Genomic DNA, 23391 nt, shown 5'->3' with positions numbered 1-23391 from the left:
CGCGGTTAATAAATTCCAATGGAAGATTATACACCCGATTATATTGATGATGAAAGTGACCTTTATGAACATCATGCTTTTGATGTAGAAAAAGGACAAAAACCACTTCGAATCGATAAATATTTAATGAATTTTGTTGAAAATGCAACACGAAACAAAATTCAGGCAGCAGCAAAAAACGGAAGCATTTTTGTAAATGGAACTCCTGTTAAATCAAACTACAAAGTAAAGCCATTCGATAAAATCCGTGTTTTATTTACGCATCCACCTCATGAAAATTTGTTGGTAGGTGAAGATATTCCGCTTGATATTGTTTATGAGGATGATGAATTGTTGGTAGTAAACAAACCAGCAGGTATGGTAGTGCATCCCGGACATGGAAACTATTCGGGAACGCTTATTAATGCATTGATTTATAGATTTGAAAATTTACCGAACAACTCCAGTGAGCGTCCTGGTTTGGTACATAGAATAGATAAAGATACAAGTGGACTTTTGGTTATTGCAAAAACCGAACAAGCCATGACGCATTTATCGCTTCAATTTGCTGAAAAAACAAGCGAGCGCGAATACGTAGCTATTGTTTGGGGAAATATAGATGAGGAGGAAGGTACGGTTGAAGGTAATATTGGTCGTCATCCTAAAAACCGTTTACAAAACACCGTATATCTTGGTGATGAAGCCGATAAAGGAAAACCAGCCGTAACACATTACAAAGTTTTGGAACGCTTGGGGTATGTAACCTTAGTATCCTGTAAACTTGAAACGGGGCGTACACACCAAATACGTGTTCATATGAAACATATTGGGCATACCTTGTTTAATGATGAACGGTATGGTGGCGAAAAGGTGTTAAAAGGAACCACCTTTACGAAGTACAAACAATTTGTAGATAATTGTTTTAAGGTATTGCCTAGGCAAGCGTTACACGCAAAAACATTGGGTTTTGTACATCCAAAAACCGGTAAGTTTATGAGTTTTGATACGCCTATTCCAGATGATATGGTACAGTGCATTGAAAAATGGCGCACTTATTCAAAACACCAAGGTGCTGAAGAATAAATCTTCTGTTTTTTTAATTTAGCTAATTTTTGTCGTTTTTTCAGAAAGGAATTTATACAGCCCCAAGCGTGTAAAGTCGTTCCATAGTAGGTGTTTTGCTACCACCTGCAGGTTCTAAAGTAATACCAAAGGCTTCACTTTCATTAGCATTTTCAATTTCAAAAATCTTGTTGCTATCGGTAGTAAAATTATCAATAGTTCCTAAACTTGTAGGGGTTAATGGGCTTAACTTTAACGACCATACTTGGTACACCTTTCCTTCTGGTGGATCGGGCAAACCTTGTGCATCTAAGAAAATGCGTTGCGTATTTTTATCCCAATAAACTTTAGCATAGGTGTTTGCAAAATTGCCTTGTCCCGCTAAAGGAACTTTGGTAATGTTATCATCACGTAAAACACTTATTAAGGTATTGGCTTCTTCCAAACTGTTTTTGGAATTGGCTATTTGGGTTTCCAATAAAGATTGTTGGGTTTCTGATATTTGTATCTCTTCTTTTAGTTGATTATTTTCAGTTGAAGTATAAAATAACCCAACGGCTAAAATAATAGACGCGGCCCAACCAGTATAAGTTATCCAGTTGTATTTAGGTTTGGCTATAGAAATAACTTTGGCTTCATCGTTGTTAAAACCTAATTTGTTTTTTATAGCTTGTAACGAGTTTGTGTTTTTGTTGTTAGATGCTGCTGCTGTAAGTTTAATAATAGCGGCTTCAATATCTAAAACTTCTTGTAAAATTTCAGGATGTTGTTGCATAAGCTCGTACACTTCCTGATTTTCTTTTTCAGAAAGCGAACCCGCTACGTATAGCTCTAAAATTCCAGATTCTATGTATGCTTTAATATCCATTTTATTTTAATACCATGTTTCTTAATTCTTGTATGCAGTTTCTGTTTCTTGTTTTTATTGTGCCAATGGGCATATCAAGTGCTTCAGAAGCTTCAGTTTGTGTGTAGCCTTTAAAGTATAATAGTTCAATAACTTCTATACATTTTTTTGCAAGCTTGCCCACAAATTTTGCAATACCAATGGAATCGGTTTTGTTATCTAAACTTTCATTGGTTTCAAGTATATCTACGAAAAAAGTAGCATCAAGGTTTTGTTTTGAATTTTTAAAGGATTTTGAGCGGGTTTTATCAATCGCTGCATTTCTGGCAATATTTAAAATCCATGTAAAAAACCGTCCTTTTTCGGCAGAATAGGTGCTGGCATTATGCCATGCTTTAATAAAAACATCTTGCATAACTTCTTCAGCTATGTCAGAATCGCGTACAATATTATAAATAACACCTTGCATGCTATCATTATACATGTTGTATAACGTTTCAAAAGCCTTTTCGTCTTTCTGTTTGAATTTTTCTATTAGAAGTTCTAATTGCATACAAGAGTTTGAGTTTCCGAAAGTAATGAATTAAAAAGATAAAAGCTACTGTTTTAAAGTAGCTTTTATAAATAATTATTTTGCTTTCTGTTTTATTGAATGATTCCACCACAACTTACACGCCCACCAGCATCACCAGTCGGTTGGGTTGTAAAGTCGTCTACACCAGCATGTACAATAATGCCCTTACCTATAATGTTTTTGGTTTCATCGTCACAACCAATACACCATTCATTTGTAGATATAGAAATGCTTGCATCTCCGTTTTCATCGGCTATTAAATTTCCAATGTCACCTTTATGATATCCTGTTTCAGCACCCCATTTCCCATGTGGTAGGTTTGTAGGGTTCCAATGCCCACCGGTAGATTTTCCGTCAGATGAAGAACAATCAGACGATTCGTGTATATGTATGGCATGTTCACCAGGTTCTAAGCCGCTTACTGTTGCAAGCATGCTCACAGTGCCTTCTTTCTCAGTAAAAATAACAGTCCCACTAACGCTACTGTCGCTTTTAGGACTAAGTTCTATGGTAACACTTTTAGGTTCTACTACTTGACTATCAGTAGTTTCTGTTTCTGTGGTTTCGGTATTTTTTTTCTCGTTTTTACATGAGGTTAAACCTATTGTAAAAACCAGTATTAGCAAGCTTATTTTTTTCATTTTATAGTGTTTTTATTTATCGAAAGTTAATGCTTAAATCAAACAATTACAAATTTGAATATGACTTATATGATATTATTTTAAATTTATATGCATTTGTATTTTGAATGAGGGGTTCAAATTGGTTTAAAAAGTTGCTAATGAGTATGCTTTAAAAGAAGCATAAAACATTCTGTTTTTAAATTGTAGTATAAGTATTTTTTATTTTAACATACCAAAGTTTAATAATTCTTTAGCTTTTATTGATTGAAAATAAAGTATTTTTATACAGCTATGACAAAAAATAATACTTTAAGAAAGGGTTTTGTATTTAAAAAGTATGAGGCGCCCAATCAATCTCCTTTTGATAAACTTTTTGATATTTTTAAAGAGTTGATTACGCATACTTCCGGTGATTTTGATGAAGCCATAGATTGGTTGCGGGAATTGGACAAAGAATATAAACTTACCACGCCAGAATATACCATTGATGATTTTATTGAAGACCTTAAAAAGAAAGGCTATATAAGAGAAGAAATGGACCCCGATGGGAATAGTGGTGGAATGGCCATTACTGCAAAAACTGAACGGGCCATTCGTCAGCAAGCTTTAGACCAAATTTTTGGAAATATAAAACGCAGTGGTCAAGGCAATCATAAAAGTAAAAGCCCAGGTATAGGCGATGAGCATACGGGCGATTTCCGAAATTATCAATTTGGTGATGCGTTGGATAAAGTGTCGATGACCGAAAGTTTAAAAAATGCCCAAATAAACCATGGTATTGCAGATTTTACTTTGTCTGAAGGTGATTTGGTAGTTGAAGAAACCCTTCATAAATCGCAAATGAGTACGGTGCTTATGATTGATATTAGTCACAGTATGATACTTTATGGTGAAGATAGAATAACGCCGGCCAAAAAAGTAGCCATGGCTTTAGCCGAATTAATTACCACACGCTACCCAAAAGACACATTGGATATTCTGGTTTTTGGTAATGATGCATGGCAAATAGAAATTAAAGATTTGCCCTATTTAAAGGTAGGTCCCTATCACACTAATACGGTGGCAGGACTTCAATTGGCAATGGATTTACTTCGAAGAAAGCGAAATACCAACAAGCAAATTTTTATGATTACCGATGGAAAACCTAGTTGTTTGCGTTTGTCAAATGGCGAATATTATAAAAATAGCAATGGTTTAGATAGGCATATAGTGAACAAATGTTACATGATGGCACAACAGGCAAGGCGTTTGCACATTCCCATTACCACATTTATGATAGCGCAAGACCCTTATTTAATGCAATTTGTTAGAGAGTTTACCTATGCCAATCAAGGAAAAGCATTTTATACAGGACTTAAAGGTTTGGGTGAAATGATTTTTGAAGATTATGAAACCAATAGAAAAAAACGGATTAGAGGATAAAAAATAGATTTAAGAAAAAAGATTAAAGAATATAGAAAAAACACAGGGTTTAAAAGAAGTCTCTCTTCTTTATTCTCTTTTCTAAATTCTAAATAAAAAAGAATATGAATATAGAAAACATAAAAACATTAGGAGAATTAAAAAAATCAGGTTATCAATCAAAAACCATAAAAGATGAATTACGTGATAATTTGATTCAAAAACTAAAAGATAATGAAACCACTTTTGAAGGAGTGCATGGATATGAAAATACCGTAATCCCCGAATTGGAACGTGCCATTCTATCTAGGCATAATATAAACTTGTTGGGTTTGCGTGGGCAAGCAAAAACACGTTTGGCCCGTTTAATGTTAAATTTGTTGGATGAATATATTCCTTATGTAGAAGGCTCGGAAATTAATGATGATCCTTTTCAGCCCATATCTAGATACGCCAAAGAATTAATTAAAGATAAAGGTGATGATACACCTATTGCATGGATGCATAGAAGTGAACGTTTTGCTGAAAAACTAGCCACACCCGATGTAACGGTTGCCGATATTATTGGTGATGTAGACCCTATTAAGGCAGCTAATTTAAAACTGAGTTATGCTGATGATCGTGTGATTCACTACGGAATGATTCCACGGGCCAACCGATGCATCTTCGTCATTAATGAGTTGCCCGATTTACAAGCAAGAATTCAAGTGGCATTATTCAATATTTTGCAAGAAGGCGATATTCAAATTAGAGGATTTAAGTTGAGGTTACCATTAGATATTCAGTTTTTATTCACCGCAAATCCTGAAGATTATACCAACCGAGGCAGTATCGTAACCCCATTAAAAGACAGGATTGGTTCTCAAATTTTAACGCATTATCCTGCCGATATTGAAACGGCTCGTTTAATTACGGAACAGGAGGCTAAAGTTGTGGAAGCACAAAAAGATTCGGTTACCGTTCCGGATTTGGCACGAGATTTATTGGAGCAAATTGTGTTTGAAGCACGAGAAAGCGAATATGTAGATGCTAAAAGTGGTGTTAGTGCCCGTTTAAGTATAACAGCACTAGAAAATTTATTAAGTACCGCAGAGCGTCGTGCTTTGAAATCGGGCGATGAAAAAACAACGGTTCGATTGAGTGATTTTGTTGGTATCATCCCATCTATAACAGGAAAAGTAGAGTTGGTTTATGAAGGAGAACAAGAAGGCGCTGCCATGGTTGCATACAACTTAATAGGTGAAGCTGTTAAAAGTTTATTTGAAGAGTTTTTTCCGAAAATTGAAAAATTAAAAAAGCAGGACGAGGAAACTCCTTATGATGATATTGTTTCATGGTTCTTTAATCAGCAAGATGGTTTTGAATTGTTGGACGATTTACGTGATAAAGAATATAGAAGCCAATTGGATGCCATTTCACCTCTAGATGATTTATTGGCTAAATACCAGCCAAAATTATCAAAAGAAGATGGTTATTTCATCAAAGAATTTGTGCTTTGGGCATTGGTGGAATTTAAGCAGTTAAGCAAGCATCGTTTTACAGAAGGCATTCAATTTAAAGACCCTTATGGTAATTTTATAAGCGGTATTTAAGCATTTTTGTAAGTTTTCATATTGTAAATATAAGTTTATATAATTTCGAAATTGTTAATGTGAGCTAGATATATTCCTTTTATATCAAAAATATTTTTACAGTCCATTTCTTAATGGATTGAGGCAGTGCAAGTCTTTAATTTTCCTTATATTAAGGTCTCAAGTAGTTTTTCTAACTATTTATAAAGTATAATTTAAACAATTGCATTTTAAAATATGGATATAAGCAAAGAGAATAGTATCAAACTTTTATCTTTTGATATTGACAACACACTCATCGATTTTAATACACTAAAAGGAAGTTTTACCAAAACTTGGAATAAGTACAAAACAGATTCTAATGTATTGCTCACTTACAATACAGGCAGATTGATTGATGATGTTTTGAGCCTCATTAAAAGAGGTGTTCTGCCAGAGCCGGATTATATTATTTCGGGTGTTGGTACCCATATTTATGATTATAATAATAAATGTATCGTAAAAGAGTTTAATGAGGTACTTGATGATGGTTGGGATATTCAGTCCGTTGAAAAAATTATACACAATAGCAATCATCCTATTAACGAACAGCCTTCAAAATTTCAACACTCCTACAAACGAAGTTATTTTTTTCACGATGCAACTTCAGAGCATATAGCCAACATAGAACAGGATTTTGCCAATGCCAATATGTATATTAACGTGGTATATTCAGGCGATAAATTTTTGGATATTCTTCCCAAGTGGGCAAATAAAGGCAATGCACTGCAATGGCTGCTAAGGAAACTCGATTTAAACACCAACCAAGTTTTAGTGGCAGGAGATAGTGGAAACGATTCCGCCATGTTTGGATTGGATGGTGTAAGAGGAATTGTTGTTGCCAATGCACATGAAGAATTATACAAATTTACGAAGCATAGGCAAGTGTACCATGCCGAAGGTGTAAATGGGGATGGTGTTGTTGAAGGGCTAATTTATTATGGCATATTGCCAGCAGGTGCTTTGGTTAACAATGAAAAAGACCATAAAGATGATTTTTTTATTCAGCAAGAACTAAATAATATAGCAACTGAAGACGAAGGTGAAAAGATAGCCTTAATTAAAGAAGGTTATGAAAAGGCTATTGAGGCCTTAAGAAAAAATATCACACCGCTTGGTTTTTCAGCTTGTTCTATAAAAGATAATATCCCAAATGGAACCGATGAAAACTATCACAGTGTATGGGCAAGGGACGGTGCAATAACGGTTATTGGGTCGCTGCCCCTTATTCATGATGAAGAAATTCATCAATGCCAACGTCAAACACTTTTAACCTTATTTGAACATATTTCTCGTAACGGACAAATTCCATCAAACGTTCGTATAAAAGATAACGTACCCGATTACTCGGGAGTAGGGGGTATCTGTTCCATAGATAGCGGTATTTGGGTGGTTATTGCCTTTTATGAGTATGTGAATGTAACCAAGGACATTGAGTTTCTTAGAGACCATATTGACAACATAAAAGAAACGATGCGATGGCTTGGAGCTCATGATAGTAACAATGATGCTTTATTGGAAATACCTGAAGCGGGCGATTGGACAGATTTGTTTGGTAGAAGTTATAACATTCTATATGACGAAATCCTTTGGTACCGCTCCAATGTTTGCTTTGGGCGAATGTTGGAAATGTTGGGAGATTATGAGCAAGCAGGAGAATATATTAGATGGTCTCAAGTAATTAAAAAAGAGATTATTCAAAATTTTTGGCCTTCTACGCAACAGAAATTGTTTTCGGGAGTATCCTTTGCAGAACGCCAATTTACTTTAGGAGACACATCCTATTTAATAGCACAAACAACCCCATTCGATTTTAGTTGGCGTTGTGATGTCTTTGGAAATATTTTAGCCTTTTTACACGGTACTATAGATGCTGAAAAAGCACATCAAACCTTTCGCTTTATGTTAGGGGTTGGGGTTAACGATCCGTTTCCTGTAGCTAATGTATATCCCGTAGTGTCTCCCGGAGATCCAGATTGGAGACCTTATTATACGGTAAACCTATTAAACTTGCCTAATCACTACCATAATGGTGGTATTTGGCCTTTTGTAGGCGGTTTTTGGGTGAAGTTTATAAACAAATTAGGGCTGAAAGAAATGGCAATTTCAGAGTTGCATAAACTTGCTTTAATTAACAAAGAAGGAATAAGTGAAGAATGGGAATTTACAGAATGGGCACATGGTACTACAGGTAGAGCAATGGGTAAAGCCTACCAAGCTTGGTCTGCTGCTCAATATATTTCAGCTTGTCATCATTTAAAAATAATTAATAATTAACTAAAATTTATAAACTATGAAATCGATATTAATGATCTCTTTGCACGGATATGTAGGTGCCAATGCCGAATTAGGAAAACCAGATACAGGAGGACAAGTTGTTTATGTTTTAGAATTAGCAGAACGTTTTAGCCGATTAGGAAAAAAAGTAGATTTAGTAACACGTCAATTTGAAGATCAACCAGAATATGATGTTGTAGATGAAAATTATAGTGTATGGCGCATTCCTTTCGGAGGAAAAAAGTTTATCCGTAAAGAAGATATGCACGATCATTTAAAGAAGTTCGTCACTAATACCTTAGCAGCTATAAAAAAAGAAAACAAGAAATATGATATTGTTTATACCCATTATTGGGATGCGGGTTGGGCAGGACAGAAAATAGCTGAAGAATTGGGAATATCTCATGTTCACACACCACATTCACTAGGTTGGTGGAAACGCCATAGTATGGGAAGCGATATGGATGAGGTTGAAATGGAGAAAACATATCGTTTTAAAGAACGTATTCGAAAAGAATATTTTGTGTACCAGATGTGTAATTTCGTTATTGCGACCACCTTGCCACAGGTAGATTTACTTACTAAACAATATGATGTGTTATCTAGAAATTGTGGTATGATTCCACCTGGTATTGATGAAAATCGTTTTTATCCAGTGCCTTCAAAGGAAAACGATAAAGTTCGCTCTAAGTATGATATCCATCCCAATGATATATTAGCTTTGGGTAGAATGGCACATAATAAAGGCTATGATTTGCTTTTACAGTCTTTACCTACTGTATTGGAACTTTGCCCCGAAGCACGTTTGGTTGCCGCTATTGGAGGAGATTCGGAACAAGACAAACAAGGTATAGAAAAACTAAAAACGTTGGCAGATGAATTAGGCGTTTTAGATAAAATAAAATGGAAAAATTATATTGCAGATGAAGATTTAGCAAACGTGTATCGGTCAGCCAATATTTTCGCCATGCCATCAAGGTACGAACCTTTTGGAATGGTAGCTATTGAGGCTATGGCTTGTGGTACGCCAAGTGTGGTAACAGTTCATGGTGGATTATATGATTTAATTGATTTTGGAAATCAAGCATTGTTTGCGGATCCTCACAGGCCTATTGAGTTTGGAGCGATGCTGTCTATGCCGCTTTTATATCCTAAATTACGTAATGAATTATCGGTTGAAGGTGCTCGTTTTGCACGTCGAAATTTTGGATGGACCGGAATAGCTAAACGTATACTTAAAATATTTGATAATTCCATCAACCAACAATCTATGGAATCAAATATTTATACCCATTGAAAAAAATAGAGTTTTTCAAATTATCGACTATCTCTGCTTTTAATATTCAAAGCGCAAAGTTTCACTATTTCTGAAATTCGTTTTGTTCTGGTGGCTTCGCGTTTTGCTTGATTAAGCCAATATAAATAGCTTTTTCTGTAGGAGGGCGCAAAGTTTTGGTAGTTTTCAAAAGCTATGGGGTTTTTGTCAAATTCGGTTTGTAAATCTTTTGGAATGATACCGTTTTCAACATCGTCCAGAGCTTCCCAGCTACCGTTTTGTTTGGCAACTTCAATAATTTTCAAACCCCTTTCGTGCATTAGGTTTTCAGAAATTAAGCCTTCTAAATATTTTTTATTTAGGGCGCTCCAAACACTTTTTTCGTTTCTGGGTGTGAAGTATTGCCTGCGTTTTCCATTGCCTAAGCTTTTTACGGTTGAATCTATCCAACCATAGCATAAGGCTACTTTAACGGCTTCTTCCCATCGCATGGAATCGTTTTCGTGTTGTACTTTATAAAAGATGAGGTAAACGCCTTTGTAGGTTTTGTGGTTTTTATGTAACCATTCGCGCCATTCTTTATCTGTTTTAAAATATAACTCGGGTAACTCCAAACCAATTAAAGTTTTTTAGAATTAATATAGAAATTTGGGTCTATTTCAAAGGTCGCATTTTTGGTGTCCAAAGTTTTGGTTTTCCAATCGGCTTTAGGGAACAGCCATTCTTCTTTGCCATTTATGGTTACTTGAACTGGCATATCGAACTTATCAATAATGTTGGTCCATCGGTATTTTAACTCTTTGTTTTCAATTTTGTATTCTAAAGTTGGTATTTTAATTGTTCTTAAATATTGATTGAAATACTCGGTTAAATCGATACCCGTTTCTTTTGAAATGTAATCTTCAATCTGCTTCGTGGTAACGGTTTGGTGGTAAAAGGTTCTATTTAAACCTCTTAAAATTTGACGCCATTTTTCATCATCCTCAATAAGTTGTCTTAAGGTATGGAGTATGTTGGCGCCTTTAAAGTACATATCGCTAGAACCTTCTTTGTTTACATTGTAAAAACCAATAATTGGTCGGTCGTTTTCAATGTTTCTCCTAATTCCAATAACGTATTCTGAAGCAGCTTTTTTTCCGTAGTAATAATCTAAAAACAAACTTTCAGAATAACATGTAAATCCTTCATGAATCCACATATCGGCTGCATCTTTGTAAGTGATATTGTTTGCAAACCACTCATGTCCGGCTTCATGGATAATAATATAATCAAACTTTAGTCCCCATCCGGTACCAGACCAATCATTGCCTAAATACCCTTTTTTATATTGGTTTCCGTAAGTAACCGAGCTTTGGTGTTCCATGCCTAAATAAGGCACTTCAACCAATTTAAAACTATCGGCATAAAATGGATATTGACCAAACCAATGCTCAAAAGCTTTCATCATTTTTGGGGCATCTTTAAAATGCTCTTTGGCTTTTTCAAGGTTGTCTCTTAAAACATAATAATTCATGTCTAAATTGCCGCCTTCACCATCATAAACCTCAGAGAAATTTACGTAATCGCCAATGTTGATGTTAACACCGTAATTGTTTATAGGGTTTTTTACAATCCAAGTATAAGTTTTGGTGTCTCCTGTTTGTTCCACACTTCGTAGTCTGCCATTGGAAACGTTTGTTAGGTGGTCGGGTACATTCACACTAATAAGCATACTATCCACTTCATCATACATATGGTCTTTGCATGGCCACCAAACACTAGCGCCTAAACCTTGGCATGATGATGCTATAAAATGATTGCCATTTTTGTCTTTCGCCCATGAAATACCTCCGTCCCAAGGAGCTTTTACGGCTTCTTTAGGATGCCCTTCATAATAGACATCAACACTATTGATGTCGTTTGGGTTTTGAACATCTACTAAGTTTATAAAATGCGCATTACCATCATGCTTAATCTCTAATTCTTTATTGTTTTGTATGGCTTTAGTGATTTTTAGAGGGAGCTGTAAATCAATTTGCATTACAGAATTGTTTTCAAGTACTTTATATTGAATAGTGTTTTTTCCTGAAATATATTTTTTGTCAGGATTTACCGTAATGTCTAAATGATAATAAGTTAAATCCCACCAAGCGCGCTCTGGGGTAATACTGCCCCTTAAGGTATCCTGCCTTGTGAAATTGGTTTTTTCTGATAACAATTGTGCATTTACTGAAGCAAATGAAAAACTAAAAAGTAGGCTGATTATAAAGAACTGTTTTGTCATAAATTTATTTTAAATCAAAAATAGGTGTTAATTAAATATTTTATTGGGAAAAGTTATTAGGCTTTCAAAGCCATTTCCGCCAACAGCTGCAATACCAAAAAAGAAATTGTCAATAACGATGCCATCTAAAGTAAATTCGGAAACATTTCCAACATATCGGCTATAGTCCCAAGTAGGTGAAGTTGTATCTCGCCAGTAAATTTTGTAACCTACGGCACCATCAACTTTATCCCATTTGAATTTGGCAGAAGGTTCTACAATGCCACCAATAGCCACGTTTTTAGGCGCTAATGGTGCCCAAGCTAAACTTGCTAAATTAATGGCATTAACAGCGGTTAGCTTTTTTGCATAACCAAAATTCACATGTTCAATAACATCGCCATATTTAATTCCGTTTTCTTCACGGATATCTTGGTGTTGTTGTGTATAATTTTCGTGTGCCTCCATAATACGTATACCAGCAAACCCCAAATCGTTAAACGGACGATGGTGACCACCACGCCCAAACCTATCTAATCTATATACCATCATTGGGTTCATTTCTGGCATGTAGGTTTTTGTTGTTTTATGGATGTAGCGTGCTAATTGTCGAGAGAGTCCATCTACTTCGCCTCCATAAAAGCGGCGGGCATTTCGTTCTTTCTCTGTTTCGGTAGGAGGTACGGGTTCTGAAAATATCCGGAAAGACCTATTGTCTACAACACCATCAACCCCCTCAATATTACCTATCATATCATTGTTGAAAACACCAATAATATCCCAGCCTTGTTTTTTTGCAAAATTTGCTAATCCAGCCCCTCCAAAAAGACCTTGTTCTTCACCAGACAGTCCTACATAAATAATGCTGTTTTCAAATTTATATTTTGAAAGTACTCTTGCAGCTTCTATGGTACCTGCCATACCAGATGCATTATCATTGGCACCAGGGGCATCTGTGGTAAAATCCATAGTATCACTAACACGGGAGTCTATGTCTCCACTCATAATAACATAGCTGTTAGGGTATTTGGTTCCTTTTTGAATAGCGACTACGTTAACCACCCATGCGTCATGGGGTACCCGATTGTTGCCTTTTTTTGTCACAAAATCTTTTTGGTAAAACACATTTAGGCAATCATCACAAAGGTTGGAAATGGTTTCAAATTCATTTTTTATCCAACGTCTGGCAGCTCCAATACCTCTATTGTTTGAAAGTGTATCGCTAAAGGTATTTCGTGTTCCAAAATTTACAAGGGTTTGGATATCTTTTTTCAATTCGTTTTTCCGAAACGGCATCTATAATTTTATATAAGTCTTGTGGGGTTTGAGCATATGAAACAACCGAGAAAAGTAATAGAGTAAATAAGTGTTTTAACTTCATTTTTGTTCATTTTTATAATTGAATTTTAAACTTGCTAAGTGTTTTTCTCTTAATGAATGATCTAAATAAAAATTCAATTTATTATTGTTTGATTTTTTCCTGTTTCCATAAAAAGGGTCAAATAAATAATCATGACTTTCAAATGGAGATATATTCTTCTAAAATAATGAAAATAAAAACGCCCCGAAATTAAATTCGAAGCGTTTTTGAGAATTGAGTTAGTCACTACAAACGCATTGCTTAAAAGCAATACTTATTTTCTTTTATAACTTTTGAAGCTATAATATTTCTTAATTCAATAATGTTTGGCATGTTCACATACTTAATGTAACGTTTTAAACCCATAAGCATCATACGTTGCTCGTCGCCAGTTGAGAATGAAATAATGGAGTGTTTTCCTGCAGTTTCGATAACATCGATAGCATGGAATAAGTTTAATTTTGCCATGGCAATTTGTTCTTTTGCCTTATCTTCACCCTGCTTTTTTGCCATTTTTTCTGCACGTAAAATAGCAGATTCCGCTATGTAAATTTGAATTAAAATATCGGAAGCAGCAAGCATAAGTTGTTGTTTTTCTTCAATTTTTTCACCATATTTCTGTAACGCAGCACCAGCAACCATTAAGAATAATTTTTTTAGATTGGCAATGATGCTTTTTTCTTCGGAAAATAATTCTGAAAAATCTTGTACGTCGAAATTTGGAATACCAGTTAATTCGTTAGCAACTGCTGTGGCCGGACCTAACAAATCAACGTGGCCTTTCATGGCTTTTTTGATTAGCATACCAATACTTAGCATGCGGTTAATTTCGTTTGTGCCCTCGTAAATTCTGGCAATACGTGCATCTCTCCAAGCCGATTCCATAGGGGTGTCTTCAGAGAATCCCATACCTCCAAAAATTTGGATGCCTTCATCGGTACATTTTTGAATGTATTCAGAAACCGCCACTTTTAAGATGGAACATTCAATGGCATATTCTTCTACACCTTTCAATTCCGCTTCTTGATGTGTATCTTTCCCATTTTTTTGCCGAAGCATGATGCGGTCTTCTATGTTTTTTGCGGCACGATAACTGGCCGCTTCACCAACCCAACAGTTGGTTGCCATTTCAGCTATTTTTTGACGAATGGCGCCAAAGCTTGCAATAGGGGTATTAAATTGAATACGTTCATTGGCATATTTTACAGATACAGTGATGGCGCGACGCTGAGCATCTAAACAGGCAGCTGCTAGTTTGATTCTACCTACGTTTAGTGCGTTCATAGCTATTTTAAAACCGTTTCCTCTGGTGGATAGCATATTTTCAACAGGAACTACGGTATCATTAAAAAATACTTGTCTGGTTGAAGACGCACGAATACCTAATTTGTGTTCTTCTTCGCCCATGGTAATGCCATTTGGATTGTTCTTGTCGTATTCAACAATAAAACCTGTGATGTTTTTATCATCTTCTATACGAGCGAATACAATCATTAAATTACAAAAGCCAGCATTAGAAATCCACATTTTTTGCCCGGTAATCTTGTATGATTTCCCATCTTCAGATAAAACGGCTTTGGTTTTACCCGAGTTGGCATCACTACCAGCACTTGGTTCAGTTAAACAATAAGAGCCAAACCATTCGCCCGTAGCTAATTTTGGTACATATTTTTGCTTTTGTTCTTCGGTTCCATATAATGTTATAGGCATGGTGCCAATTCCAGTATGTGCACCAAAAGCGGTACTGAACGATCCTGTGGCACCTGAAATATAATCACAAACCAGCATGGTATCAATAAAGCCCATGCCCATACCACCATACTCGGTGGGTACTGAAATGCTTAAAAAACCCATTTCGCCTGCTTTTCGCATGCAAGATTCCGTTAAGGCATAATCTTTTGCTTCAAAGCGTGGTTTGTTTGGCCAAATTTCTCGGTCTACAAATTCGGTGACGGCCTCTTTCATCATTAATTGTTCCTCAGAAAAATCTTCAGGTGTGAATATATCTTCACAGTTTGTTTCTTTAACCAAGAATTGACCACCTCTTAAAATATTTTTTTCTTCCATAATTGTTTGTTTTAGAAAAGAGATAAAAGAATATAGATAGTAGACTTTTAGCTATTATTGTTTAGACCATTTTGAAAACCCATGGTCATTCTTTGAAACTCTTCTATTTTATTTTCAAGTTTTTTTAAGATATCAGCATTAATATATTTTCTGTGATTTGCAACCAATAGTTGTGTCCCTAATTCGAAGGAAGATCCTAAAGAAATATCTAGATAATTACTAAAAGATTTGTCTGTTTTAGCTGAACCTTCCGCTATGTTACTAGGGATTGAAACAGAACACCGACTCATTTGTGAAGACAAGTCATAACGTTCATGTTTTGGAAACTCTATTAAAATATCTGAAATGTCATTAGTTATTTCAAGACCAAGTTGCCAAATTCTTAAATTTTTATAATTATGCCGTTTTCTAAAAGCCATTTCTCAACAGTCTCTTTTCTTAATTCTATATTCTTTTTCTTCTTAATTTAAAAATTCAAAAATTCCACAAGCACCTTGACCTGTACCTACGCACATGGTAACGGCACCATATTTACCTGTCATGTTACGTTTGCGCATTTCATCAAATAATTGCACCGATAGTTTTGCACCAGTACAACCTAGTGGATGCCCTAAAGCAATAGCGCCACCATTTACGTTTACAAGGTCGGGGTTGAGGTTTAATTCTCTTATCACAGCTAATGATTGTGAAGCAAACGCTTCGTTAAGTTCAATTAATTCTAAATCCGATTGTTTTAAACCTGCTAATTGTAATGCTTTTGGAATGGCTTTTACAGGACCAATGCCCATAAACCTTGGTTCTACGCCTGCTGCCGCATAATTTACCAATCGCGCAATGGGCTCTAAGTTTAATTCTTTTACCATATCTTCACTCATCACCATTACAAAAGCAGCGCCATCACTCATTTGCGATGAGTTTCCAGCGGTTACACTGCCGCCAGCGGCGAATACTGGTCTTAATTTTGCCAAGGCTTCCAAACTTGTTCCAGCACGAGGACCTTCGTCTTTGGTAACGGTATAAGATTTAATTGCTTTTTTTCCGTTGTCATCAATATAAACCTGTTCTACTTTTATAGGTACAATTTGGTCTTGAAATCTATTTTCAGCAAGTGCTTTTAAGGCTTTCATATGTGAATTATAAGCAAATTCATCTTGGTCTTCGCGTGACACATTAAATTTGTTGGCAACAGCTTCGGCCGTATTTCCCATGCCCCAATAATAGTCTTCATGACCCGCTTTAACGGTGTCGTAATTCAATTCAGGTTTAAAACCCGTCATAGGTACCGAACTCATGCTTTCTGAACCACCAGCAATAATACAATCGGCCATTCCCGATTGGATTTTAGCAGCTGCAATAGCAATGGTTTCAATACCTGAAGAACAAAAGCGGTTTACGGTAACCCCAGGAACATCTACACTATTTAATCCAATTAATGAGATAAATCGTGCCATATTTAAACCTTGAGCACCTTCTGGCATGGCATTACCCACAATAACATCGTCAATGCGTTTTACATCTAGGTTAGGTAATTCCTTCGTCATGTGTTGGATGGTTTCCGCACCCAATTCATCGGCACGTTTAAAACGAAAGACACCTTTTGGTGCTTTACCAACAGCGGTTCTGTATGCTTTTACTATATATGCTTGTTTCATTTTCCTCTCCCTAACCCTCTCCGAAGGAGAGGGAACTGTTGCGGGTATGTTTTTAGTTATACATTTTGTTTCTATTCCCTAAATTCCCCCTTCGGGGGTTAGGGGGATTCTAATTTCTTAGTGGTTTCCCAGTTTTTAACATGTGTTGGATACGTTCTAAGGTTTTTCGTTCTGTACATAAACTTAAAAAAGCTTCACGCTCTAAATCCAACAGATATTGTTCGCTAACTAAGGTAGGTTCGGATAAATCGCCACCAGCCATTACATAGGCCAATTTGTTGGCAATTTTATGGTCGTGTTCACTGATGAAGTTTGAAGCTTCCATAGAATCGGTTCCTACTAAAAACATACCCAAAGCTTGCTTACCAAGTACTTTTACATCGGTACGTTTTACAGGTTTTGTATATCCAGCTTCCGCCATTAATTTAGCATAGGCTTTTGCTGTAGCAATTTGTCTGTCTTTGTTTACTACAACAATGTCTTTTCCTTTTTGAAGAAGACCCAAATCGAAGGCTTCATAAGCAGAGGTTGCTACTTTTGCCATACCAATAGTTAGGAAGTATTCTTGAAGTGTGTTCAATTCAACATCACCTTTTTTAAACGAATCGGAAGCACGTAAGGCCATTTCTTTAGAACCGCCTCCACCAGGGATAACGCCCACACCAAATTCTACCAAACCAATATAAGTTTCGGCTGCAGCTACTACTTTATCGGCATGCATGGATAGTTCGCAACCACCACCAAGTGTCATGCCATGAGGTGCAGAAACGGTTGGGATAGCTGAATAACGCATACGCATCATAGTATCTTGGAAATATTTGATGGCGGCATTCAATTCATCATATTCTTGTTCCACAGCCATCATGAAAATCATACCAATATTAGCGCCTACAGAGAAATTTGCTGCTTGGTTACCAATAACCAAACCAGCGAAATCTTTTTCAGCAATATCTATAGCTTTATTTAATCCTGCTAAAACATCGCCACCAATGGTGTTCATCTTAGATTGAAATTCGCAGTTTATAATACCTTCGCCCAAATCTTCAATAACAACACCAGAGTTTTTGAATACTTCTTTGGATTTTCTAATATTATCTAAAATGATGAAGGCATCTTGATCAGGGATTTTTTCTTGTGATTTCTTAGGGATATCATAAAAATAAGTAGCGCCATTTTTTACGGTGTAAAAAGATGTGTTTCCTGAAGCTACCATCTCATGCACCCAAGCCGCAGGTTCTAAACCTTCTGCTTTCATGATTTCGATGCCTTTTTCTACACCAACAGCATCCCAAATTTGAAAAGGACCGTGTTCCCATCCAAATCCGGCTTTCATTGCATCATCTATTTTATATAAATCATCGGTAATTTCAGGTATTCTGTTGGAAACATAGGCAAACATGGAAGCGAAGTTTTTTCTGTAGAAATCGCCTGCTTTATCTTTCCCTGCAACTAATATTTTAAATCTGTCGATGACTTTATCAACCGTTTTTGTTAATTCTAAAGTAGCAAAACTTGCTTTTTTTGAAGGCTTGTATTCTAAAGTATTTAAGTCTAAGGCTAAAATGTCTTTACCTTCTTTTTTGTAAAAGCCTTGTCTTGTTTTGCTTCCAAGCCATTTGTTTTCCATCATTTTATTGATGAAATCCGGTAGTTTGAAAAGTTCGTGAGCTTCATCGTTAGGGCAATTTTCATAAATACCGTTGGCAACATGTACCAATGTATCTAACCCAACCACATCTACCGTTCTAAAGGTTGCCGATTTTGGTCGTCCAATCACCGGACCAGTTAATTTATCAATTTCTTCAACCGTTAAGCCTAAAGATTTTACTTGGTGGAATAAGCTTTGAATACCAAAAATACCAATGCGGTTTCCAATAAACGCAGGTGTGTCTTTAGCAACAACCGAGGTTTTTCCTAAGAATTGTTCACCATAACCATTTAAAAAGTCTAAAACGTCTTGTGATGTTTTAGGACCCGGAATGATTTCGAATAATTTTAAGTAACGTGCCGGATTGAAAAAGTGGGTGCCGCAGAAATGTTTTTGAAAATCTTCTGAACGGCCTTCACTCATAAAATGGATGGGGATTCCAGACGTGTTGGAAGTTATTAAAGTTCCAGGAGTTCTATATTTTTCAAGTTTTTCAAAAACACTTTTTTTAATATCGAGGCGTTCAACCACAACCTCCATAATCCAATCTACATCTTTAACTTTAGCAATGTCGTCTTCTAAATTACCAGTGGTTATACGTTTGGCAAAATCTGGGTGATAAATAGGGGAGGGCTTCGATTTTAATGAGGTCGCTAAAGCATCATTTACCAATCGGTTTCTTACCATTTTATCGTCTAGTGTTAAGCCTTTCGCTTTTTCTGCATCGTTTAATTCTCTTGGAACAATGTCAAGCAACAGCACGTCTACCCCAATATTTGCGAAATGACATGCAATACCGCTTCCCATAATTCCTGAACCAATAATGGCTACTTTTTTAATTCTTCGTTTGCTCATTTTAGATTACTTATCGTTTTGATCGTAAATTTTTTTATTGGAAATCATATCGCTTATTAAATCTGAAACCTCATAGAAATGATTTAATTTTTCTTCGGAAATGTTTTTTCTAATGGTTTCATTAAAAATCAGTACTTTTTCTTTAGAATTGGCTCTTTTTTCGAGTCCAAATTCAGTAAGACGAATGATAACACCTCTGCCATCTTCCGGATTTGGGTGACGTTCAATCAACCCTTTTGCTTCCATAGTTTTTAGAATCCGAGATAAACTGGTTGCTTCCATCCCCATTTTTGGACCTAAAGCTGTTGATGGTGTGCCTTTTTCCGGATCGATACTTAATAGTGTAAAGCCAGTAGCCATAGTGCTTTCAAATTTAGCAGCTTCTTCATTATACATTTTTTGAACAGCAAGCCATGTGGTTCTTAATATATAATCAATAGTTTTTTCTTTCATAATTGGTAGGTTGGTAACTCCAAATATATGAAAATATATTATGCATGCATAATATATTGAGAAAAATTTAATTTGTTTTTTTGGTTTTGGTATTAATTAAAACTTTCGATTAAGATCTGTATATTTTCTCTATAAGATTTGAATAGATTTCTTTAATCACTTTCCGTTTTAATTTCATGGTAGGTGTTAAATGGCCTGATTCAATAGACCAAACATCTGGGGTTATTTCAAACTTTTTGATTTGTTCCCAATGCCCGAAATTTTTATTTGCATGGTCAATTTCTTCTTGAATACGCTCGATTAATTGAGGGTTTGAAATAAGATCGGTTGTGTCTTTAAATGCTATTTGATGTTTTCTGGCCCATTCCTTAACAAAATCGAAATTAAGTTGAATTAAAGCAGCCGGCATTTTTTCACCTTCGCCAATGACCATGATTTGCTCTATAAAGCGCGATTGTTTAAATTGATTTTCGATAAGTGCAGGCGCTACATATTTTCCGCCAGAAGTTTTAAACATTTCCTTTTTACGGTCGGTTATTTTTAAAAAGCCATCATTGTCAAATTCACCAATATCTCCTGTATGGAAATACTCACCTGTCATGACTTCAGCTGTTTTTTCTGGTTCTTTAAAATAGCCTAACATAACGTTGGGGCCTTTTACTAAAATTTCGCCATCTTCGGCAATTTTAACTTCAACGTTATCAATTATTTTTCCAACGGTGCCAACTCTAAAGCCACCATTACGCATATCGTTAACTGAAATTACTGGCGACGTTTCTGTAAGCCCATAACCTTCCATAATGGGTAGTTGGGCAGCAGCAAAAACGCGAGTCAATCTCGTTTGAAGTGCAGCGCTACCAGAAACCATAATTTCTAAATTGCCACCTAAGCCTTCTTGCCATTTGCTGAAAATTAGTTTTCTAGCTATTTTTAATTGAAACTCGTACCACCAGCCATTTTTTCCATAGGGCTCAAATTTCAAACCTAAGTTTAAAGCCCAAAAGAATAACATTTTCTTTATGCCTGTTAAATCAGTTCCTTTGGCTACAATTTTGTCGTAAACTTTTTCGTAAAGTCTTGGAACCGCCGTCATTACTGTAGGGCACACTTCTTTTAGATTGTCGCTCATTTTTTCGATAGACTCGGCAAAATAAATTTCAACTCCACAATACATGTATAAGTAAAGAATCATGCGTTCAAAAACATGGCAAACAGGAAGGAAACTAAGTGCTTTGGATTTTCCTTTAACAAATGGAACGCGTTTTTCGCTGTCTAATACATTTGATACTAAATTGTTATGTGAAAGCATGACGCCTTTTGGCTTTCCGGTAGTTCCGGAAGTGTAAATTAGGGTTGCTAAATCGGAAGATTTTACGACTTCTTTTCTTGCTTCAACGTCAGTTTGATTGCTAGTGTCTTTGCCTAAACTTAAAACATCTGTCCAATGATTTTCTCCTTCAATGGCGTCAAAAGTATAAACGTTTTTTAGCTTGGTTTTACTTTTTATGTTATTCAGTTTTTCAAGAACTTCAACATCGGATACGAAACAATAAATGGATTCGGAATGGTTTAGAATGTACTCATAATCTTCAGAAGCAATAGTTGGATATATGGGGACATTTTGAGCGCCTGTTTGTAGCACGCCAATATCTAGAATGTTCCATTCCGTTCTATTGGATGAAGAAATAACAGCAATTTTGTCGTTAGGTTTAACACCTAAACGTAGCAAACCTCGGCTAATTGCGTTAGCTTGATTTATGAATTCTTGAGTTGAAATAGATTGCCACTCACCATTGTATTTTGTGGAGAATGCCTTATCTAAATTATAAGTGCTTAATTGGTGATAAGGAAAGTCAAAAATTCTAGTAATATTAGCCATTTGTTTTCTGAAAGTTTCTAGTTATGCAAAGTATGAAAATAAATGAGATTTTCAAATTGATTAAAAAAGTGAAGTTGAATTATTGAAATTCGTAGAATAGATTACTGAATGTTATTCTTTTATGATTCTAAAGGTTTCAATGTTGTCCTTGTTATGAACCTTTAAGATATAAACACCTGTTTGTAAATGAGACAAGCTAATTGAATTAGTTCCATTTGAAACACCTTGTGATATTAACTTCCCTGCATAATCAAATATTAAATAGTTATAATTAGTAAATAACAGATTTTTAATATTGATGATGTCCGACGTTGGATTTGGATAAACATAAGGTTTATCAGCTAATTTAATGGTTTTAATAGGTTTAACTTCTAAAACAGTTTCATTTTTAGCTACTGCTACACTTTTACAAGCCTGTTCTAAATAATCTTGTAAATCATACCGATCATGCGTTTTTTCATAACCTAAATCGTTGGATTTTTGTAAATTTTCACAAGCTTTTTCATACTTGCCTAATTCAAAATATACCACTCCAAGATTTCGGTAAGCGAACGAATTATCTTTATTTAAACGTAACGTTTCTTTTAAATCAGCAATGCCTTTATCCGAGTCACCTAACTTATGATATATTAAACCTCGCAAAGTTCTAATATCTCTTTCAACACTGCCAAAACCATATTTTATAAGGTTTGATTCTTGTGCAAAAGCCAAATTAACATGATGCAATGCTTTATCATAATCTTCAAAATCGGTATATAGTGATGCTAAGGCTCTATGGCTAAATTCATGGTCTGGTCGTTTTTCTAAAGCTTTTTTCAAATAAAATTCTGCAAGTCTATACGATTTAATACCATATAAGTAAGAACCTAAATTATATATCAATCTTTTGTCTTCTGGGTCTGCTTTAAGGGCTTTGTATTTATATTGTGTTGCATAATTCTCCATTTCATAATACTCATAAATACTAGCTCTTGCATCAAAAATATTGGCTAAAAGCTTATTTGGGACTTCCACTTTTTTTACTTCGCTTATTTTTAAAAGCCTTTGTTCTAATTTAGTATAATCATTAAGCGCTAAAGTGTAATTACCTAATACATGGCGCACATGGGCACGAGCCAGTTCAGATTTTAAATCATTAGGATTTGCCTTTAATTTTGCATTCAATTCCTTTAGCTTTATATGTGTCGCTTTTATTTTTTCTTCATCTTTTTTATTGAATTCTAAAATATGGTCTGTACGTTTTATTAGATTTCCGTTTTCAAACTGCCATGTAGTAACCTTATCGCCAGCTTTATTGAATTTATAACATGCACCATTGTACTTAATATTTGTAAAGTAGAATGCTTCGTTTAGTTCGCCTGTTTTGTAGTAAGTTTTGAGACTGTCAATTATTTTATCACTTCCAAACCATCTTTTTATAGCAAGAATACTATCGTTATAAAAAGTACGTTTTACATTGATTTCCTCTTCTTGAGCACATAAAAATATAGGGGATAAAAACAGATAAATAAAGAAGTGATTTTTCATAAAGATTTATAAATTCTGTTAAAAACAAAAAGCTTCTACCAAAGTAAAAGCTTTTCTTT

The 23391-nt window shown here is 35.3% G+C and carries 17 protein-coding genes and 1 pseudogene; 5 read left to right on the top strand and 13 right to left on the bottom strand.

From position 1 onward, the window contains the following. The first annotated feature begins 18 nt into the window (after positions 1-18). Positions 19-1062: an RluA family pseudouridine synthase gene (locus tag ACGK9U_RS03150; protein ID WP_394464926.1), complete on the top strand. Its 1044-nt coding sequence runs from the start codon at positions 19-21 to the stop codon at positions 1060-1062. Positions 1063-1114: 52 nt separating this feature from the next. Here ACGK9U_RS03150 and ACGK9U_RS03145 read toward each other — a convergent pair whose 3' ends face one another. The 3 genes from ACGK9U_RS03145 to ACGK9U_RS03135 form a co-directional block, all read right to left on the bottom strand. Next, a complete protein-coding gene (locus ACGK9U_RS03145; RefSeq protein ID WP_394464925.1) occupies positions 1115-1909 on the bottom strand; it encodes an anti-sigma factor domain-containing protein in 795 nt (264 codons plus the stop codon). 1 nt (position 1910) lies between these two features. Further along, positions 1911-2441: an RNA polymerase sigma factor gene (locus tag ACGK9U_RS03140; RefSeq protein ID WP_394464924.1), complete on the bottom strand. Its 531-nt coding sequence runs from the start codon at positions 2439-2441 to the stop codon at positions 1911-1913. Between the two features lie 92 nt (positions 2442-2533). Then, on the bottom strand, positions 2534-3103 hold the full coding sequence (locus ACGK9U_RS03135; protein WP_394464923.1) for a superoxide dismutase family protein: 570 nt from the start codon (positions 3101-3103) through the stop codon (positions 2534-2536). Positions 3104-3376: 273 nt separating this feature from the next. On the opposite strand from ACGK9U_RS03135, the gene ACGK9U_RS03130 reads away from it, so the two are divergent. The 4 genes from ACGK9U_RS03130 to ACGK9U_RS03115 all read left to right on the top strand — a co-directional run bounded on the left by ACGK9U_RS03130 (position 3377) and on the right by ACGK9U_RS03115 (position 9670). After that, the gene (locus ACGK9U_RS03130) at positions 3377-4507 is read left to right on the top strand and encodes a VWA domain-containing protein (protein ID WP_394464922.1); all 1131 of its coding nucleotides are present in this window, start codon (positions 3377-3379) and stop codon (positions 4505-4507) included. Between the two features lie 104 nt (positions 4508-4611). Further along, complete coding sequence (locus ACGK9U_RS03125; protein WP_394464921.1) at positions 4612-6078, top strand: magnesium chelatase; 1467 nt, start codon at positions 4612-4614, stop codon at positions 6076-6078. A 216-nt stretch (positions 6079-6294) separates the two neighbouring features. Beyond that, complete coding sequence (locus tag ACGK9U_RS03120; RefSeq protein ID WP_394464920.1) at positions 6295-8373, top strand: HAD-IIB family hydrolase; 2079 nt, start codon at positions 6295-6297, stop codon at positions 8371-8373. Positions 8374-8389: 16 nt separating this feature from the next. After that, positions 8390-9670: a glycosyltransferase gene (locus ACGK9U_RS03115; RefSeq protein ID WP_394464919.1), complete on the top strand. Its 1281-nt coding sequence runs from the start codon at positions 8390-8392 to the stop codon at positions 9668-9670. Positions 9671-9690: 20 nt separating this feature from the next. Here the strand turns inward: ACGK9U_RS03115 and ACGK9U_RS03110 are convergent, their stop codons facing one another. From ACGK9U_RS03110 to ACGK9U_RS03065, 10 genes and pseudogenes are all read right to left on the bottom strand, one after another. Then, the gene (locus ACGK9U_RS03110) at positions 9691-10263 is read right to left on the bottom strand and encodes a YdeI family protein (RefSeq protein WP_394464918.1); all 573 of its coding nucleotides are present in this window, start codon (positions 10261-10263) and stop codon (positions 9691-9693) included. A gap of 5 nt (positions 10264-10268) precedes the next feature. After that, a complete protein-coding gene (locus ACGK9U_RS03105) occupies positions 10269-11912 on the bottom strand; it encodes a M1 family metallopeptidase (protein WP_394464917.1) in 1644 nt (547 codons plus the stop codon). 27 nt (positions 11913-11939) lie between these two features. Beyond that, a pseudogene (locus ACGK9U_RS03100) lies at positions 11940-13272 on the bottom strand (M28 family peptidase). 240 nt (positions 13273-13512) lie between these two features. Further along, positions 13513-15318, bottom strand: a complete 1806-nt coding sequence (locus tag ACGK9U_RS03095; protein WP_394464916.1) for an acyl-CoA dehydrogenase family protein — start codon at positions 15316-15318, stop codon at positions 13513-13515. Positions 15319-15365: 47 nt separating this feature from the next. Next, complete coding sequence (locus tag ACGK9U_RS03090; RefSeq protein WP_394464915.1) at positions 15366-15737, bottom strand: four helix bundle protein; 372 nt, start codon at positions 15735-15737, stop codon at positions 15366-15368. 42 nt (positions 15738-15779) lie between these two features. Then, positions 15780-16970 carry an acetyl-CoA C-acyltransferase gene (locus ACGK9U_RS03085; protein WP_394464914.1) on the bottom strand — a complete coding sequence of 397 codons (1191 nt, stop codon included), beginning with the start codon at positions 16968-16970 and terminating at the stop codon, positions 15780-15782. A gap of 109 nt (positions 16971-17079) precedes the next feature. Then, a complete protein-coding gene (locus ACGK9U_RS03080; RefSeq protein ID WP_394464913.1) occupies positions 17080-19473 on the bottom strand; it encodes a 3-hydroxyacyl-CoA dehydrogenase NAD-binding domain-containing protein in 2394 nt (797 codons plus the stop codon). 6 nt (positions 19474-19479) lie between these two features. Beyond that, on the bottom strand, positions 19480-19926 hold the full coding sequence (locus ACGK9U_RS03075) for a MarR family winged helix-turn-helix transcriptional regulator (RefSeq protein WP_394464912.1): 447 nt from the start codon (positions 19924-19926) through the stop codon (positions 19480-19482). A 109-nt stretch (positions 19927-20035) separates the two neighbouring features. Beyond that, a complete protein-coding gene (locus tag ACGK9U_RS03070; RefSeq protein ID WP_394464911.1) occupies positions 20036-21805 on the bottom strand; it encodes an AMP-dependent synthetase/ligase in 1770 nt (589 codons plus the stop codon). Between the two features lie 111 nt (positions 21806-21916). Continuing rightward, complete coding sequence (locus ACGK9U_RS03065; RefSeq protein ID WP_394464910.1) at positions 21917-23332, bottom strand: T9SS type A sorting domain-containing protein; 1416 nt, start codon at positions 23330-23332, stop codon at positions 21917-21919. Positions 23333-23391: the final 59 nt, after the last annotated feature.

Source organism: Mariniflexile sp. HNIBRBA6329, from assembly GCF_043558645.1.
Classification (GTDB): Bacteria; Bacteroidota; Bacteroidia; order Flavobacteriales; family Flavobacteriaceae; genus Mariniflexile.
This window is presented reverse-complemented; position numbering and strand designations above follow the sequence as displayed.